General features: G+C 64.5%; 15 protein-coding genes. 4 read left to right on the top strand and 11 right to left on the bottom strand.

What is annotated here, in order from left to right:
• Positions 1-6: 6 nt before the first annotated feature.
• From metG to AB7531_RS22340, 4 genes are all read right to left on the bottom strand, one after another.
• Entirely contained in the window at positions 7-2,019 is a 2,013-nt protein-coding gene (gene metG / locus AB7531_RS22355; protein ID WP_084795126.1) for a methionine--tRNA ligase, read from the bottom strand.
• Between the two features lie 109 nt (positions 2,020-2,128).
• A complete protein-coding gene (locus AB7531_RS22350; protein WP_063983292.1) occupies positions 2,129-3,175 on the bottom strand; it encodes a DNA polymerase III subunit delta' in 1,047 nt (348 codons plus the stop codon).
• Positions 3,172-3,858 carry a dTMP kinase gene (gene tmk, locus AB7531_RS22345; RefSeq protein WP_063983291.1) on the bottom strand — a complete coding sequence of 229 codons (687 nt, stop codon included), beginning with the start codon at positions 3,856-3,858 and terminating at the stop codon, positions 3,172-3,174. Before tmk ends, AB7531_RS22350 begins: the two co-directional genes overlap by 4 nt.
• Before the next feature lie 2 nt (positions 3,859-3,860).
• Positions 3,861-5,123 (bottom strand): D-alanyl-D-alanine carboxypeptidase family protein, encoded by a 1,263-nt coding sequence (locus AB7531_RS22340; RefSeq protein WP_063983290.1) that lies wholly within the window; start codon positions 5,121-5,123, stop codon positions 3,861-3,863.
• A 152-nt stretch (positions 5,124-5,275) separates the two neighbouring features.
• Here AB7531_RS22340 and AB7531_RS22335 point away from each other — a divergent pair, with 152 nt between their 5' ends.
• Positions 5,276-6,232 (top strand): alpha/beta fold hydrolase, encoded by a 957-nt coding sequence (locus AB7531_RS22335; RefSeq protein ID WP_063983289.1) that lies wholly within the window; start codon positions 5,276-5,278, stop codon positions 6,230-6,232.
• On the opposite strand, the gene AB7531_RS22330 is transcribed toward AB7531_RS22335, so the two are convergent.
• The 4 genes from AB7531_RS22330 to AB7531_RS22315 all read right to left on the bottom strand — a co-directional run bounded on the left by AB7531_RS22330 (position 6,229) and on the right by AB7531_RS22315 (position 8,539).
• A complete protein-coding gene (locus tag AB7531_RS22330) occupies positions 6,229-6,744 on the bottom strand; it encodes a GNAT family N-acetyltransferase (protein ID WP_063986371.1) in 516 nt (171 codons plus the stop codon). The genes AB7531_RS22335 and AB7531_RS22330 overlap by 4 nt on opposite strands.
• A 22-nt stretch (positions 6,745-6,766) precedes the next feature.
• A complete protein-coding gene (locus AB7531_RS22325) occupies positions 6,767-7,315 on the bottom strand; it encodes a phage tail protein (RefSeq protein ID WP_441280057.1) in 549 nt (182 codons plus the stop codon).
• Positions 7,316-7,355: 40 nt separating this feature from the next.
• Positions 7,356-7,883, bottom strand: a complete 528-nt coding sequence (locus tag AB7531_RS22320; protein ID WP_063983287.1) for a phage tail protein — start codon at positions 7,881-7,883, stop codon at positions 7,356-7,358.
• Positions 7,884-7,993: 110 nt separating this feature from the next.
• Positions 7,994-8,539 carry a phage tail protein gene (locus AB7531_RS22315; protein WP_063983286.1) on the bottom strand — a complete coding sequence of 182 codons (546 nt, stop codon included), beginning with the start codon at positions 8,537-8,539 and terminating at the stop codon, positions 7,994-7,996.
• A 521-nt stretch (positions 8,540-9,060) separates the two neighbouring features.
• Here AB7531_RS22315 and AB7531_RS22310 point away from each other — a divergent pair.
• A complete protein-coding gene (locus tag AB7531_RS22310; protein WP_063983285.1) occupies positions 9,061-13,323 on the top strand; it encodes an IPT/TIG domain-containing protein in 4,263 nt (1,420 codons plus the stop codon).
• Between the two features lie 66 nt (positions 13,324-13,389).
• On the opposite strand, the gene AB7531_RS22305 is transcribed toward AB7531_RS22310, so the two are convergent.
• Complete coding sequence (locus AB7531_RS22305; protein ID WP_063983284.1) at positions 13,390-14,322, bottom strand: septal ring lytic transglycosylase RlpA family protein; 933 nt, start codon at positions 14,320-14,322, stop codon at positions 13,390-13,392.
• Between the two features lie 806 nt (positions 14,323-15,128).
• Between AB7531_RS22305 and AB7531_RS22300 the strand changes: the two genes are divergently transcribed.
• On the top strand, positions 15,129-15,257 hold the full coding sequence (locus AB7531_RS22300; RefSeq protein WP_256376408.1) for a hypothetical protein: 129 nt from the start codon (positions 15,129-15,131) through the stop codon (positions 15,255-15,257).
• Between the two features lie 31 nt (positions 15,258-15,288).
• Here AB7531_RS22300 and AB7531_RS22295 read toward each other — a convergent pair whose 3' ends face one another.
• Positions 15,289-15,579 (bottom strand): hypothetical protein, encoded by a 291-nt coding sequence (locus AB7531_RS22295; protein WP_063983283.1) that lies wholly within the window; start codon positions 15,577-15,579, stop codon positions 15,289-15,291.
• A 162-nt stretch (positions 15,580-15,741) separates the two neighbouring features.
• Between AB7531_RS22295 and AB7531_RS22290 the strand changes: the two genes are divergently transcribed.
• Positions 15,742-16,332: a TIGR00645 family protein gene (locus tag AB7531_RS22290; protein WP_063983282.1), complete on the top strand. Its 591-nt coding sequence runs from the start codon at positions 15,742-15,744 to the stop codon at positions 16,330-16,332.
• Positions 16,333-16,350: 18 nt separating this feature from the next.
• Here AB7531_RS22290 and AB7531_RS22285 read toward each other — a convergent pair whose 3' ends face one another.
• Positions 16,351-16,671, bottom strand: coding sequence for a DUF1476 domain-containing protein (locus AB7531_RS22285; RefSeq protein ID WP_063986370.1), 321 nt, complete (start codon positions 16,669-16,671; stop codon positions 16,351-16,353).
• Between the last annotated feature and the right edge of the window lie 78 nt (positions 16,672-16,749).

The raw sequence follows: 16,749 nt of genomic DNA, 5'->3' as shown, positions 1-16,749 counted from the left end.
AACGCCCTAGGCCGCCGGCTCGATGTAGCGCGGGAACGCCGGTGTTGGCGCCGGCAGCGTCGAGCCTGGCGCGATCCGTTTGGCGCCCCCGAGCATCGCGAAGTTCCGCTCGCCCGCGGGAATGCCGAGGCTGTCGAGCAGCAGGCCCGAGGCAGTCGGCATCGCCGGCTGGGCCAGGATCGCGATCTGGCGCACGACTTCGGCGGTGACATAGAGCACCGTCTTCTGCCTGACAGGATCGGTCTTGGCGAGCGCCCACGGCGCCTCGCCCGCGAAATAGCGGTTGGCCTCCGCGACCACGGCCCACACGGCGTTGAGCCAGTGATGGATCTGCTGCGTCGCCATCGCTTCGCGCGATGCGGCGATCATGCCGTCCGCCATCGCCAGAATCGCCTTATCGTTGTCGCTGAACTCGCCCGGCTCCGGCAGCACGCCGCCGAGCTGCTTGGCGATCATCGACAGCGAGCGCTGCGCGAGGTTGCCGAGGTCGTTGGCGAGATCGGCATTGATGCGCGCGACGATGGCATCGTGGTTGTAGTTGCCGTCCTGGCCATACGAGACCTCGCGCAGGAAGAAATAGCGCATCTGGTCGACGCCATACTGGTCGGCAAGATTGAAGGGGTCGACGACATTGCCGACCGACTTCGACATCTTCTCGCCCCTGTTGAACAGGAAGCCATGGGCATAGACCCTCTTCGGCAGCGAAATGCCGGCCGACATCAGGAATGCGGGCCAGTAGACCGCGTGGAAGCGGATGATGTCCTTGCCGATGATGTGCACGTCGGCCGGCCAGTAGCGCCAGTTCTTGTCGCTCTCGTCGGGGAATCCGACGCCGGTGATGTAATTGGTCAGCGCGTCGACCCAGACATACATCACGTGCTCTTCGTCGCTGGGCACTTTCACGCCCCAATCGAAGGTCGTGCGCGAGATCGAGAGATCGCGCAGGCCGCCGCGTACGAAGCTCACCACCTCGTTCTTGCGCGAGTCCGGGCCAATGAATTCAGGATGATCTTCGTAGAGCTTCAGAAGCTTGTCCTGATAGGCCGACAGGCGGAAGAAATAGCTCTTCTCCTCGACCCATTCGACTGGCGTGCCTTGCGGGCCGAGGCGCACGCCGTCGTCGTTCAGGCGCGTCTCGTCCTCGGCGTAATACGCCTCGTCGCGCACCGAGTACCAGCCGGCATAGCTGTCGGCGTAGATGTCGCCGTTCGCTTCCATGCGCCGCCAGATCTCCTGGCTGGAGCGATGGTGCTGCTCTTCGGTGGTGCGGATGAAGCGGTCGAACGACACGTTCAGACGCTCGTCCATCTCCTTGAAGCGGCCAGCATTGCGGGTCGCGAGCGCGGACGGGGTCAGGCCCTCGTTCTGCGCAGTCTGGACCATCTTCTGACCGTGCTCGTCGGTGCCGGTCAGGAAGAACACGTCCTTGCCGTCGAGCCGCGCAAAGCGCGCCAGCACGTCGGCCGAGATCGCCTCATAGGCGTGGCCGATATGCGGGCTGCCGTTGGGATAGGCGATGGCGGTCGAGATGTAGAAGACGTTGTCGCGCGCGGGCGCAGCAACGGGAGTTGCGGCTTGCGGAGCTGCGACGGGCTTCGGCGCGGGCGGCGCCTCAGGCTTCGACACCTTGGGCTTCGACACCTTGGGCTTCACAACCTTCGGCGGCGTGGCGACAGGAGCCGGTGCTGCGGTCACGGCAGGCGCGGTCACTTTCGCTTTCTTGGCGACCTTCTTTGCCGGAGGAGCCTTGCTCTTCGCCGGAGATTTGGCTGCCTTTTTGGCCGCTTTCTTCACCGCCTTCTTGGCGACGACCTGCTTCTTCGCAGCCTTCTTGCCGGCCTTCTTTGTCGTCTTCGCAGCGCTTTCCTTCACGCCCTTCTTGACGGCAGCCTTCTTGGTCTTCTTGACCTTCTTGGCAGCTTTGCGCGCGAGCGCCTTCACGGCCTTCTTCACGGCCTTGTTGGCAGCCTTCTTCTTGCTGCTCTTGCCCCTGGCGGTTTTCTTAGCTCGCGTGGCCACGACGAATTCCTTTACCGGCTTCTCGAAATTTGGAAACGAACCTGCGTTAGGTCATTATTTGGAGTATGATCCTGTCGGAAAACCGCTGCACACTTTTCCGGATCATGCTCTAGCGCGTTGCGTCCGCCAGCCAGCCGAACACCGAGAAAACCAAGGGCTTTCGCTCCAGATTGTAGGTTTCGGTGTCGCGCGCGGCGCGGACGATCTTTTCCCATACCTCAGCTAGGCGCGCAAGGCGCGGCAGATTCTGGTTGGCATTGGCCTCGTCGGAGTGCAGGCGCTCCGCAATCCAGCGATCGATGCCGTCGATGAAGGCCGCCAGCGCGACTCGATCGCTGGTGCCGAGCGAATCGCCGAGCGTGTGCAATTCGCGCGGATCGACCTGTGGCAGGCGCGCGAGCAGCGCCGCCGTGCGCTGCTGCAGCTTCAGGGCATCGCCGCCGAGCAGCGTCAGCGCCCGCGCGACACTGCCCTCGGAGGCCTCCGCGGCCTCGCGCAGCGCCGGATCGTTCGGATCGAGGTCAGCCGTCGAAGCTGCGGCGCCGATCACATCATCCGTGTCGAGCGGGCGCAGGCGCAGCTTGCGGCAGCGCGACTGGATCGTGGCGAGCACGCGCGCCGGCGCGTGGCTGACCAGGAGGAACAGCGATTGCTGCGGCGGCTCCTCGAGGATTTTCAGCAGTGCGTTGGCGGCATTCGGATTGAGCTCGTCGACGGTGTCGACGATGCAGACGCGCCAGCCTTCTGCCGCGGCAGTCGAGCCGAAGAAACCGATCGTCTCCCGCGTCTCGTCCACGGTGATCACGGTGCGCATCACGCCGCGGTCGTTGGCGGTGCGTTCCAGCGTCAACAGACCGCCATGCGAGCTGGCCGCAACCTGCCGCGCCACGGCGTTATCAGGATCGATCGCGAGGGTCTCGGCGCGCTGCACGGACGGCGCCAGCGGCTGGCCGTTGGAAAGCACGAAGCGCGCCATGCGATAGGCCAGCGTCGCCTTGCCGATCCCCTGCGGCCCGCCGATCAGCCAGGCATGCGGGATGCGCCCGCTGCGATAGGCCGCGAGCAGCGCCGTCTCGGCCTCGCGATGGCCGAACAGAAGGCTCGTCTCGCGCGGATGCGGAATGGCGGTTTCGCGTTCGGCCTGGCGCGGGCTCATAGGGAAACCACCGATGCAGGGGTGGGGAGAAGACGGTCGCGCAGCGCCGTCCAGACTCGTCCAGCAACCGTGTCGGGATCGGAATTGGCATCGATCAGGACGCAACGGCCGGGATCGTCCTCGGCGATCTTGCGATAGGCCTCGCGCAGGCCCTGGTGGAAGCTGAGCTGCTCGCCCTCGAACCTGTCCGGTGTGCCGCTACCACGACGCACGGCGGCGCGCTGCAATCCAATCTCGACCGGCAAATCGAGGATGAGGGTGAGGTCCGGCTTGAGATCGCCGATCGTGACCCGCTGCATCGCGTTGATCAGGCCCATCGGCACGCGGCCGAGGCTGCCCTGATAGGCCCGCGTCGAGTCGGCGAAGCGGTCGCACAGCACCCAGGCGCCCCAATTGAGCGCAGGCTGGATCACGGTGCGGACATGGTCATCGCGTGCAGCCGCGAACAGCAGCGTCTCGGCTTCGGGCCCGAGCAGCTTGCCCATCCCCGACAGCACCAGGTGACGCATGATCTCGGCACCCGGCGAGCCGCCGGGCTCGCGCGTGACGAGGGTGCGCATCCTGGCCGCAGTGAGGCGGTCGGCGAGCTTCTTGATCTGGGTCGACTTGCCGGTGCCCTCGCCGCCTTCAAAGGTGATGAAGCGTCCGCGTCCGGACGGTCGCTGTGCTGCGCTCTCACTCATGATCAGAGCTTCTCGGCGCCCGCGCGGAACATGCCGATCACGAGCTCGCTGGCACCGTCGATCGCGCGGCGCATGGTCGAGCCGGTGCCGATCGCTTCGGCGGCATAGACGGGCGTCTCCACCGCGATATTGCCGCTGCGCCAGACCTTGACCACGCCGACCTTCTGGCCGGCTTCGATCGGCGCGCGCACCGGTCCGCTATAGACGATGCGCGCAATCAGCTTGTCGCTGCCGTTCTTGTGCACCATCACCTTGACGGGCGTCTTGGCGACCAGCTTGACCGAGCGGCTCTCGCCGCCAAACACTTTTGCGTAGCCAACCTGCTGGTCGGCCGCGATCAGGGTGCGGGTCTCGAAATTGCGAAAGCCCCATTCCAGCATCTTCTTGGCTTCGGTGGCGCGATCCTCAGGATCTTCCAGGCCATTGACGACCACGATCAGCCGCGTGCCGTTCTGCACGGCCGAGCCGACCATGCCGTAGCCGCCCTCCTTGGTGTAGCCGGTTTTCAGACCGTCAGCGCCTTCCATCGAATTGAGCAGAGGATTGCGGTTGGGCTGGCGGATCTTGTTCCAGGTGTACTCCTTCTCGCCGAACAGTTTGTAGAATTCGGGGAAGTCGAGAATGATGTGGCGAGCGAGGACGCCGAGCTCGCGCACCGTCATCTTGTTGCCGGGATCGGGCAGGCCGTTGGAATTGCCGAAGGTCGACTTCGTCATGCCGAGCTCGCGGGCACGCTTGGTCATGAAGTCGGCGGCAAAGATCTTCTCGTTGCCGGCAATGCCCTCGGCCAGCGCGATGCAGGCGTCATTGCCGCTCTGGATGATCGCACCATGCAGGAGGTCATCGACCGAAACCTTGCTGTTGATGGCGGCGAACATGGTCGAGCCGCCCGAGGGCGCCCCGCCCTTGCGCCAGGCGTTCTCGCTGATCCGGTACTCGTCGGTCGGCTTGATGTCGCCCTTCTTGATGGCATTGAAGACGACTTCGGCCGTCATCAGCTTCATCATGCTGGAGGGCGCGCGCAGTTCGTCGGCGCTCTTCTCGAACAGGACGCTGCCGCTGGAGGCCTCGATCAGGATCGCGGTGGGGGCATCGCCATCGAAGCCGGAATCCTCGGCTTTCTTGGCGCCCTGGATGCTCTGGTTGGCGGCGTACAGGGCCCCGCCCCAGCCGATGCCAGCCACCAGAACCGCCGCGATCAGCCCGCGCGCCAGCGCCCCGGCGGAGAACCGGGTGCGACGGAGCGGAAAAAGACGAAATGCCATGGCGAAGCCCTGAGAGCGGCGTTCTAACAGCAGGAACCGGTGCGAACAACACCGGGCTGGCCGCCGAACCCGAGATTGCACGATTCTCGGCGCGCCCCTATCGTGGCACCTGATATTTCCCGACCAAACCCCTGAAACAAGGCGGAAAAGCGATGTTGTCCACCCGCGTCATCAAGGCCAACGGGATCGACCTGTTCATCCGCGAAGCCGGCCAGGGCCCGCTGGTGGTGCTGTGCCACGGCTGGCCCGAGCTATCCTACTCCTGGCGCCACCAGATCCCGGCGCTGGCGGACGCCGGTTTCCACGTCGTTGCCCCCGACATGCGCGGCTACGGCCAGAGCGCGGCGCCGGCGGACGTCGCCGCCTACTCGATCTTCGACACGGTGGGCGACGTCGTTGGCCTCGTGCACGCGCTCGGCGAGAGCAAGGCGATGGTGGTCGGCCACGACTGGGGCGCGCCGGTCGCCTGGCATGCGGCGTTGTTCCGGCCCGACATCTTCACGGCGGTGGCGGGCCTGAGCGTGCCGCCGCCATTCCGCGGCCGCGGCAAGCCGCTCGATCTGCTGCGCCAGGGCGGCGTCACCAATTTCTACTGGCAGTATTTCCAGACACCCGGCGTCGCCGAGGCCGAGTTCGAGCGTGACATCGCCCGCACCATGCGCATCGTGCTCGGCGGGCGCGGCCTTGCCGATCCCAGCGCCGCGATGTTCGTCCAGGAGGGCAAGGGCTTTCTCGGTCACGCGCTCGCCGAGGAGCCGCTGCCCAACTGGCTCAGCGAGGCTGACCTCGCCTATTTCACCGAAAGCTTCCGCAAGTCCGGCTTCCGCGGCGGGCTGAACTGGTATCGCAACCTCGACCGCAATTGGGAGCTGACGGCGCCCTGGCAGGACGCGCAGATCCATCAGCCATCGCTCTTCATTGCCGGTTCGAAAGACGCCGTCATCACCGGCCTGATCGGCGCCAAGCGCGTCAACGAGCTCGAGCGCGTGCTGCCCAATCTGACGCGGAAGCTGATCATCGAGGGCGCCGGCCATTGGGTCCAGCAGGAGCGGCCCGACGAGGTCAACGCTGCGCTGCTGAAGTTCCTGCGCGAAGCGGCTGTGCGTTAGCCGAGATCCTTTTTCATCGCGATGTGAGCGGCGCCCGCCTGCCCGGTCTCGGCAAATCCTCGCCGCAGGTAAAACCTGAGCGCGGCCGAATTGTCCGCGAGCACTGAGAGCGTCAGCGCGCCGACACCCTGCTGCCGTGCGCTCGCTTCGAGAGCGTCGAGGATCTTCGTGCCGGCGCCGCGACCGCAATCGGCCGGCAGCAGCGCGATGTCGATGATGTGCCAGTGCTCGCTTTCGCAATGAAGCAGCAGCCGGCCGATCGCGGTCCCATCCTGTGTGACGATCAGCGAGATCGCCCCCGGAAACTGCGCGGCATAGCCGGCCGCCTGGCTGCGGAACTGTTGTGCGATGATCTGGCCGACGATCGGCCCGGACAATGCCGTCGCGGTGAATTGCCCCGTCCGCACCTCCTCGAAGAGACGCCGGATGAACGGCTCGTCATTCGGGCCTGCGGGCCGAAGCCGAAGGGCCGGATCGTCCGGGACGATGTCGAGCGGCGCGCCGTCAATCATGCCGTCGCGCACTCAAGATCGTTCAGGAGCTGCCGAAAGCCGGAAAGATTCCCGCGTAGGCGATACACCAGACGATCGCCTGGGTCGGCTGCATGTTGTCGTGCGGCAGGTTCTGCCCGGTGAGTGTGACGGCGCTTGGCACCAAGGTGAGACTGCCGGGTGGCGCCGTGAAGCCGGTGAAGTTCGGGTCGATCGCAACCGTGGTCCCCGCCGCGCCGGGACCTGCCGTAGCGCCTGTCGCGCTCTTGTTGCCGAGTTGCAGGGCGTGCGTGTGCCTCGCCATGTTGTCGCCGATCAGCGTCACCGTCGAACTGCCGACGGTCTCGCCGACGACATAATTTTGCAATCCCGGGCCTTGCCCCTGACCGATCGCGACCGAACCGTTCAGGTTCGGCAAGGCGAAATTGGTCGTGCCATTGCCGCCGTAATAGGTACCGATGAGTGCAAATAACGCACTGTGACCCTGAATTGGCAGGAGCTGGCCGTCGCACGGCAGCCAGGCGCTGTTGAAGCCGCCGACTGCAAAAGGAAACGTAAAAGCCTGGATTTCTCCGACGAACGGATCTGACATGTTGTCTTTCCTTGAGACTGAATACGGATGCGTGCGCAGCCTAACCGGACGAAGGGAAGACGCCCGCGTAGCAAATGCAGTAATTGGCAACCACGCTCGGCATCATGTTGTTGTGCCCGATGCTGTTGCCCGAAGTGGCGACGCAGGGGGCCATCGTGGAGTACGTCCCGGCGTTCGCAATCGGTGCGTAGAGTTCACCTGCTGACGCCGTGGCAAGATGAAGGGTCGGCCCGGGCGTTACATCCGTTGCCGTCACGGTCGAGGACATCAGCGCATGACTGTGGGTCGGCATTTCGGCTTCGATCAGGGTGTGGTTCTCCTCACCCCCGGGCTGGCCCAGCGTATAGTTCGGAAGGCCTGTCCCCTGTCCCTGTCCGATCGGCACACGGCCGCGTAGATCGGGAAGGTTGAACGTGTTGACGCCATCGCCGCCATAGGTGGTGCCGATCACGGCGTAAAGCGTCTCAAACTGGGCAATCGAGACCGACTGTCCATTGCAGGCGAACCAGCCGTCCGGCACCCGCGGAAAGCCAAACAACCTGATCTCGCCGAGAAACGGATCTGCCATCGCATATGATCCTTTGGTGTGCGCCCGTTCCGATCCGATCGGCGAATGCGCGAATATGGGAAAATTGAAGTGGACGGATTACGTTTGCGAAAATGCGGCCGTGCAGCCGCTCAGCTTCGCGACGGAAAAATCCCCTGCGTCGCGATCAGATAGCTGATCGTGAGATAGGGCTGCATGTTGTTATGCTGCTGGTTGCCGCCTTCGTTCACCAGATTGGTGGCGGTGGCCAATGGCGTGTCGCCGCTCCCGGCTGCGGCAAAAATCTTCGTCGGGTTGGTCGCCGGCAGTGAGTTTGTCGCGAAGACGTTGCCTGTGGGAGGGACGCTCCCGCGTCCGCCTCCTCCGACCGCTGCGGACACTTGAATGAGATGATTGTGGGCCGGGAGCTGCTGCACATTGAGGCTGGCCATATACGATCCGCCGGTCATGCCCACGGGATATTGGCCGGCGCCACTCGAGCCGAGGATCGCGCGACCGCGCAGATCCGGGAGTGCAAACGTCGTCACTCCGTTGCCGCCATAATAGGTGCCGAGCAACGAGAACAGCGCGGAATTTTGCTGGATGGCCAGCAGCGCACCGTTACACAGCGCCCAACCTCTGGGAATCACTGCGCCCGCAAAAGGCATGATCTGTCCGAGAACCGGCTGTAACGGCATGCCCCCTCCCCCAAAAAACTAACGACCCGTCGCGTGATGATGCAAACCACGACGGCGGCACTTAAATTAAAGAATGAATTTATTGCGGCCCACTCGCCGAGATTGTTGAACAGCCAGCGTCGACAGTCAAGCGCAAGCGCAACCATAAATTGACAAGTCAAGCGTTTCCGTCGATTGCCATCAAAGCACGCTTTTGTTGCCGCTATGCAACGGTTCGCCGGAAAGTAGTGCCCGCGACTTGGTTCCGGCAGTTTGGCTGGCTCGCTCGCTTGCGTTGCGCACCGCGTCCCGTCAAATGCACGCAACGATATAGGCGAATAATTTCACAATCAGGGATTTTAGGCGGATGCTCTATCGAGAGCTGCCGCTAAGGGGGGCCGGTGAGTCACGCAATTGCGGTGGCCATTCCAGCGATAATCGGGAAATTGGCGGTCCCGACACGCGATGGTGAAGCTACGCCTTCGCGGATATTGCGCTCTCTCTGGCGGGCGGCTCAACGCATCTGCATCGCGGCCGTCGTGATGCTCGGCGCGATGGCAGCGGCGAACGCGGCTTGCGATCAAACGACGGATTCGACGTCGGGCGTGACCATCAACTTCACGTCGGTCGGTCAGATCTATCGCCTGTGTCTGACCGTCGGCGCAGCCGCGGCCGACGACTCGGTTGTATACGGCGTCTATTCCGTCGCGGGCACAGACGCCTTTTACAATGCACCGATCGCAAATTCGACCGGCCATTCGGGCAGCCCACTGCTCACAGCGGCCGATTATAATCCGACCACGTCAAAGGCAACTTACACATTTCACCCAACGAACCCGAACCAAAACGGTCAATCCGCGAAGGCCGGCCAGGCCGAGATCGATATCACGCTGAACAGCAAGACAGGTGGCGGACAGGACTCGATCACCCTGTATTACACGCCGGGCTGCAGCGATTTCAACGTGGGCTGCTCCGGCAGTTCGATCGCGAATACCCCTTACACGTTCACGATCAATCTACCCAGCCCCACGGTGACGTCGATTTCACCGACGACCGGGCCGCTCGCCGGCGGCACTTCGGTGGTGATCACGGGCGCCAACTTCACCGGGACGACTGGCGCGGGCGGCGTCAAGTTCGGCGCCACCAATGCGACGAGCTACACCGTCAACTCCAATACGCAGATCACGGCGACAGCGCCGGCGGGGTCCGCCGGGACCGTCGATGTCACCGTCACCAACGGCTCGACATCGCCGACGTCGGCGGCGGACCAGTTCACCTATGTCGCCCCGCCGACCGTAACCGCGATATCGCCGACATCAGGTCCAACCGGTGGCGGCACATCGGTGATCATCACCGGCACGAATTTCAGCACGACCACAGGCGCTGCCGGCGTGAAGTTCGGCGCCATCAATGCCGCGAGCTACACGGTCAATTCCAATACCCAGATTACCGCGACATCGCCCGCAGGGACTGGCACGGTCGACGTCACCGTGACGACTGTGGGCGGAACGTCCGCAACCACGGCCTCCGACCAGTTCACCTATGTGGGCGCGCCCACCGTCACTTCGATTTCGCCGACCTCGGGTCCGGGCGCTGGCGGCACCACCGTAACCATCACCGGCACCAACTTCTCAGGCGCGACGGCCGTGGTGTTCGGAGCAGCGGCTGCGACTGGCGTCACGGTCAATTCGGCGACCCAGATCACCGCGACATCGCCGGCAGGAACCAGCACGATCGACATCAGGGTGACGACAGCCGGCGGCACGTCCGCAACATCTGCAGCGGACCAGTTCACCTATATTGCCTCACCGACCGTCACCTCGATCTCACCCACTGCGGGCCCGCAGACAGGCGGCACGGTGGTGACGATCACGGGCACGAATTTCACCGGCGTCACGGCCGTGTCATTCGGCGGGACGGCCGCGACCGGCTTCACGTTCAATTCCGCGACCTCGATCACCGCGACCTCGCCGCCCGGCACCGGCGCCGTGGACGTCAGGGTCACGACGCCGGGCGGGACATCCGCGACCTCGGCCGCTGATCAATTCACCTATGCCGGCCCTCCCTCGATCACGTCGATTTCGCCGACAGGCGGCCCCCTGGGCGGCGGCACCATTGTCACGATCACCGGCTCCAATCTGTCAGGTGCAACGGCGGTGACGTTCGGCGCCACGGCGGCGGCCGGCTTCACCGTCAATTCGGCAACCCAGATCACCGCGACATCGCCTGCCGGGACCGGCACCGTGGACATCAGGGTCACGACGGTAGGTGGAACGTCGGCAACGTCCGCCGCGGACCAGTTCACCTACACCGCCGCGCCGACCGTTACCTCGATCTCACCGACTACGGGTCCGCAGACAGGCGGCACAGTCGTGACGGTCACGGGCACAGGCTTCACCGGCGCCACCGCAGTGACATTCGGCGCAACCGCCGCAACGAGTTTCACGGTCAGTTCGTCAACATCAATCACCGCGACGTCACCCGCCGGGACCAGCACCGTTGACCTCCGCGTGACCAATCCGGGCGGCACCTCGGCCACCTCCGCCGCCGACCAGTTCACCTACGTCGCCACGCCAGCCGTCACGTCGCTTTCGCCGACGTCGGGGCCGGCGGCCGGCGGCACGGTGGTAACGATCACGGGCACCAATTTCACCGGCGCGACAGCCGTGACGTTCGGTGCAACCGCGGCGGCGGGCTTCACCGTCAACTCCGCAACCTCGATCACCGCGACATCGCAGGCCGGCACCGGTACCGTCGACGTCAGGGTGACGACCACGGGCGGCACCTCGGCGACATCGGCGGCAGACCAGTTCACCTATTTCGCCGTGCCGACCGTGACGTCGATCTCGCCGACGGGCGGCCCGCTCGCCGGCGGCACGTCGGTGACCGTCACCGGCACCAATTTCACCGGTGCGACCGCCGTGAAGTTCGGGGTGACGAATGCATCGAGCTTCACGGTCAATTCCGCGACCTCGATCACCGCGACCTCTCCCGCCGGCACAGGCACCGTTGATCTCACGGTCACGACACCTGGCGGAACGTCGGCCATATCAACGGCGGATCAGTTCAGCTACGCCGCGACGCCGGCGGTGACGTCGGTTGCGCCGAATGCGGGCCTGCTCGCCGGCGGAACGTCGGTCACCATCACGGGCACCGCGTTGTCCGGCGCCACCGCGGTGAAGTTCGGCGCCAACAACGCGACCAGCTTCACGGTTAATTCGGCAACGTCGATCACGGCAACCTCGCCGCCCGGCGCCGGCACGGTCGATGTCACCGTGACGACGGCCGGAGGGACGTCGCCGACCTCGGCGGCAGACAGGTTCACCTATCTGTCCGCGACGACCACCACGGAGCTCACCTCGTCGAAGAATCCGAGCAGCTACGGCGAGTCTGTAACTTTCACGGCCAAGGTGAACAGCTCGGGCGGAACGCCGACGGGAACGGTCACTTTCAACGACGGCGGCACGCCGATCGGCACGTCTACCCTGTCGGCCGGCGTCGCCACCTTTGCCACGACCACGCTCGCCGTCGGCAATCACAGCATCACGGCGACCTACAACGGCAGTGTGGCCTTCAACGCCTCGACCTCGCCGGCTCTGAACCAGTCGGTCGACATTCCCGCCGACAGCGCCAAGCTGCGCGCCCTCCAGCTCAACGTCACCAAGATCGTGGCGCAGAGTTCGGGACAGGCGATCTCCGGTTCGATTGACACCGCGATTTCCGAAGGGTTCAGCGACGGCGGGCAGTACATCATGCCAGGCGCGGGCGGGCTGCGCGTCAATTTCGCCGCCGCGCCCGACGGCGATGAGGACGACAAGCCCAAATCCGGTCAGCAGCCCGGTTCTCAAAGTTTGAACTCCTATTCGGGCGACGGCGGCTCCGGCCGGACCGGCGGCCGCGGGCGCGGCTCCTCGCGGATCGATGACGCCTTCGCCGCGATCGATCGGGCGGCTCCGACCAAGGCACCGGCTGCGCGCTTCAGGGAGCAGAAGGACTGGCTGTTCTGGATCGACGTACGCGGCAGCGGCATCGATCAATGGGGCTCGTCCGGCAACATCGGTCAGGGGGCAACCCAGGCCACGCTCTTCGGCCAGCAGATCAACCTGCTGACCGGACTGACCTACCGGGCGAGACCCAATTTGCTGGTCGGTGTGACCGGCGGCTATGAGAACTTCAGCTACACCCAGACCGACATCAACGGAAAGCTGAAGGGCGACGGCTGGACCGTCGGTGCCTATCTCGGCTGGAAGATCATCCCGACGCTGCGTTACGACGTGGCCGTGACCTATTCCGGCATCGGCTATGACGGCACCGCCGGCACGGCCCAAGGCAACTTCAACGGCAATCGCTGGATATTCGCGACCGGCTTCACCGGCAGCTACAGCTGGGCCAATTTCAATATCGAACCGTCGGCCAAGGTCTACGCGATCTGGGAGCGGGAAAACGCCTATGTCGACTCGCTCGGCACCCAGCAGGCGGCCCGCACCTTCTCGAGCGGCCGCGCATCTGCCGGCAACAGGGTCTCCTACCCCATACCGTGGCTCGATAGCGTGCTGCTGGCGCCCTATGCCGGCGTCTTTGCCGACTATTACTTCACCCGTGACGATGCGGCCGCGATCGTTGCTGCGGGCGGCATCCCGCTCGCTTCGACACCATTGCTCCAGGGCTGGTCAGCCCGCATCACGGGCGGCATCGGCGCAAGGCTGGCGGGCGGCACTACGGTCGGCTTCGGCGCCGAACTCGGCGGCATCGGCAGCAACACGCAGATCTGGACGTTCACGGGACGCGCGCGCATCCCATTCTGATCCCTGGGCGCGACGACGGGCCAGCGGCGCTACGCCGCTCGCCGGATTTGCCGGCTTGGTACCTGCTTAGTAGAGGCCGCGGCCGCTCAGGATGCTGCGGGCCTCGGCGGCGCCGTCGGCCGATGACGGCGCGTTCTCGGTCGCATAGCGGCCATCCTCGTCATAGGACACGGCACGCGCGTTCTGGAGCGCCCGGCCCCGGCCCCGGCTGCGGCTCGAGGCCGACATCTCCGAGGTCGCGTTGAGCGACGCCATGTCGGCAGAGGTGTTGCCGAGATTGTAGGGCCGCCCTTCCGGCGTCGGAACCTCGCCGCGAATGGCGCTACGGTTCGACGATGGCAGCTCCGGCACGAAGGGCCTTGCCGAGGCAACCCGCACCATCGAGGGCGACGGCGCCGGGATCCCGGTGCGCAGGGTCGCCATCAGCTGGCGGTCGTCGGAGCCTTCCAGCGGCGCCCGGCCGACATATTCGACACGGACCTTGGCGACGCCATTGCCTTTGAATTCAAGGAGTTCAGCGGCTTTGTTCGAGACGTCGATCAGGCGGTTGCCGTGATAGGGCCCGCGGTCGTTGACGCGCACGATCAGCGATTTGCCGTTCGAGACATTGGTCACCCGCGCATAGGACGGCATCGGCAGGGTCGGATGCGCCGCTGTCAGCGAAGTCATGTCGAACACTTCGCCATTGGCGGTCAGGCGGCCGTGGAAATCGTCGCCGTACCAGGACGCCATACCCTCGGCGCGGTAGTTGACGTCCTCCTCCGGCACGTAGGTCCGACCGCCCACAACATAGGGCTTGCCGACGCGGTAGGTGCCGCCGCCTTTCGGAACCGGATCTCCAAACGCCACGACCCGCGGGCTCGAGGACACGCCGTATTTCGGATCGACCCGACTGGCGAACTTGTTCGAGGAGGCGCAATTGGCGAGCGCGAGGCAGGTCGCGACCGCGGCAACACCGCGTGCGGCCCGCAAAACCGAATCTGACCGTCGGATCCCCATGCGCCCCAAATACCACTTCGCCGGAGGCGTACCCAACCCGCTTTGGCTACGGGGGAGCCGCTGTCCGGTCCCAAAATCCGAGGCGGCCCACCACCGCGTCGGAAGCAGTAAGGATAACGCAACCCGAACACGGCGGAAATGGGGAGCCCACAGCGTTCACGCCGGGATGGTAAACGGGGCGTTCGCTTCTCCCCCGTTGATCTACGGAGCGCAGGCACCCTGCTCTGTACCACTCCTGGACATTCTGTTGCGCCAAATCCTCACTCCACCCCCATTGTCTTGTGGCTCACTGGAATTCTTTTGACTGTGCAAGGCCGCACGCGTTTTCTCGGTTGCAGGGGCGAACTGGAATTTGATGATGATCGAGACGGTTTCGGCACTGATGGGTCTGGTAAGCGCGGGGATCTTCCTGGCCCATGCGTTTGAAGGTTACCGCACGAGGGCCTGAGGGCATTCGCGCGGACGGCAAGGATCACCTCTTTCAAGACGGCACGTTCGGACAATCTTAATCGATCCGACCGAGCATCGAACACGAGAGCGGCAGGTGTCCCATGCGCAACCATGACTTCGTATCCGATGGCTTCCTGGCACTGACCGCCGGCGGCTTGTTTCTTCTCTGCTCGAGCCTCGTGGCACTGGCCTTCGCCTGAGCACCACCACCAGGCTCCTTCTTTCTAACCACAACTACACCGCGATGCAGCATACAGCTCTGTCCGGTATTGCCCTGCTCCCGTTTAGTTGATTGAATTTCTGCGTTCGGCGCCTCGACTCATTTCAAGAGGCCATCACCAACGAGGGTGACGCAAATGCTTGCTGAGAAATTTTTTCTGGTTCTGGAATCGCTGATCCGCGGCGACCGCACCTATTCCGACGGAAGCCCCCGGGTGATCAGCACCTCCCCGCACGTGCCGGTAAAGCTGCCGGACCGGAAATAGCCGTCCCCCAAACCTCCGAATCACGCGCTGCTCAGCGCAGGCCCAATAGCGAGCGGCGATAAAGGCTGTCGCGGGCCTCGCTCAGGCAGACGAAGCTGCCGTCGAAACCCTGGCCATACCGCTTCTGGCCCTTGCCGTAGTAGATGCCTTTCCTGAAATCGAGCCAGACCACCTGATCGTGCGGGCAATGACGTTGCGCCTGCGCCTCGTAGCGAAACGGCGTCAGCGGCGTCGCCGAGACCTCCGCGCCACCGGCGCCAACCACGATTGCGACGGCGACCGCGATGCCGCCGAGCCTTTTGCCGAAGCCGCTCCAAGACACCCCCGCCTCCCGATTCAAGCCCTGACTCTTTCGCCGTTCGGCACGGTAGCACGAGACTGCGCGATCTGCCGGCCGCAGCCAGCGGCTTGGCCGTCTTCCACCGGCCATCTTGTCGGGTTACATGAAGGCGAGATCATCTCAGCTCGCGAGGATGCTGCCTGAATGTCGGTTGAGCCTGGACCCGAGTCCGAACTGCGCACCGAACCCCGCCCGCCGTTGCCGCGTTTGGGCCTGCTGCCGATGATCATCTTCGGCTCGCGCTGGCTGCAACTGCCGCTCTATCTCGGACTGATCGTGGCGCAATGCGTCTACATCGTGCTGTTCCTCAAGGAGCTCTGGCATCTGTCCTGGCACGCGATCGACCTCACCGAACAGCAGATCATGATGAGCGTGCTGGCGCTGATCGACGTCGTGATGATCTCCAACCTGCTCGTGATGGTCATCGTCGGCGGCTACGAGACCTTCGTTTCGCGGCTCGACCTCCAGGGTCATCCCGACGAGCCGGAATGGCTCGGCCACGTCAATGCGAGCGTCCTGAAGATCAAGCTCGCCATGGCCATCATCGGCATCTCCTCGATCGCGCTGCTGCGCACCTTCATCGAGGCCGGCAATCTCGGCTCGAACCGCGCCGGCTTCACCGAGACCGGCGTGATGTGGCAGGTCCTGATCCACATCACCTTCATCGCCTCGGCGATCGGCATTGCCTACGTCGACAGGCTCAGCGACTCCGGAATGCGCAAGCACGCCGAGTGAGGGCAACGGCCGGCTTTCTTATTGTTTGCTTGCTTCGAGCTGCGCGAGCGCCTGGTGCAGGCACTCCTGAAGCTTCTGCGCGACCTGCTCGCGCGCCACGCCCTTGGCGGCAAGATCGCCGGACACCTTGCCCACGACATCGTCGATGCTCTGGCTCTCCAGATTGTCTGTCACCAGCGCCGTTGCGTAGCTTGCCGCGGCGTCGCCGCTGAGCCCGAGCTGGCCCGCGGCCCAGAGCCCGAGCAGCTTGTTGGACCGGGCCGTGGCCTTGAACATGAATTCCTCGTCGTGAGCGAATTTGGCCTCAAAGCCCTGCTCGCGCTTGTCGAACGTGGTCATGGTCAGCTCCAATGCGTTTTCGCTGAGGAGAATCGGGGACTGGCTGGGAGCGAACGTCTCCGTGGTTCTCGTCAGTTT

It is taken from the genome of Bradyrhizobium sp. 63_E2_N1_3 (genome assembly GCF_052076005.1).
GTDB classification, from domain to species: domain Bacteria; phylum Pseudomonadota; class Alphaproteobacteria; order Rhizobiales; family Xanthobacteraceae; genus Bradyrhizobium; species Bradyrhizobium barranii.
Note: the sequence above shows the minus strand (reverse complement) of the source record. Positions and strands in the feature narration are given on the sequence as shown.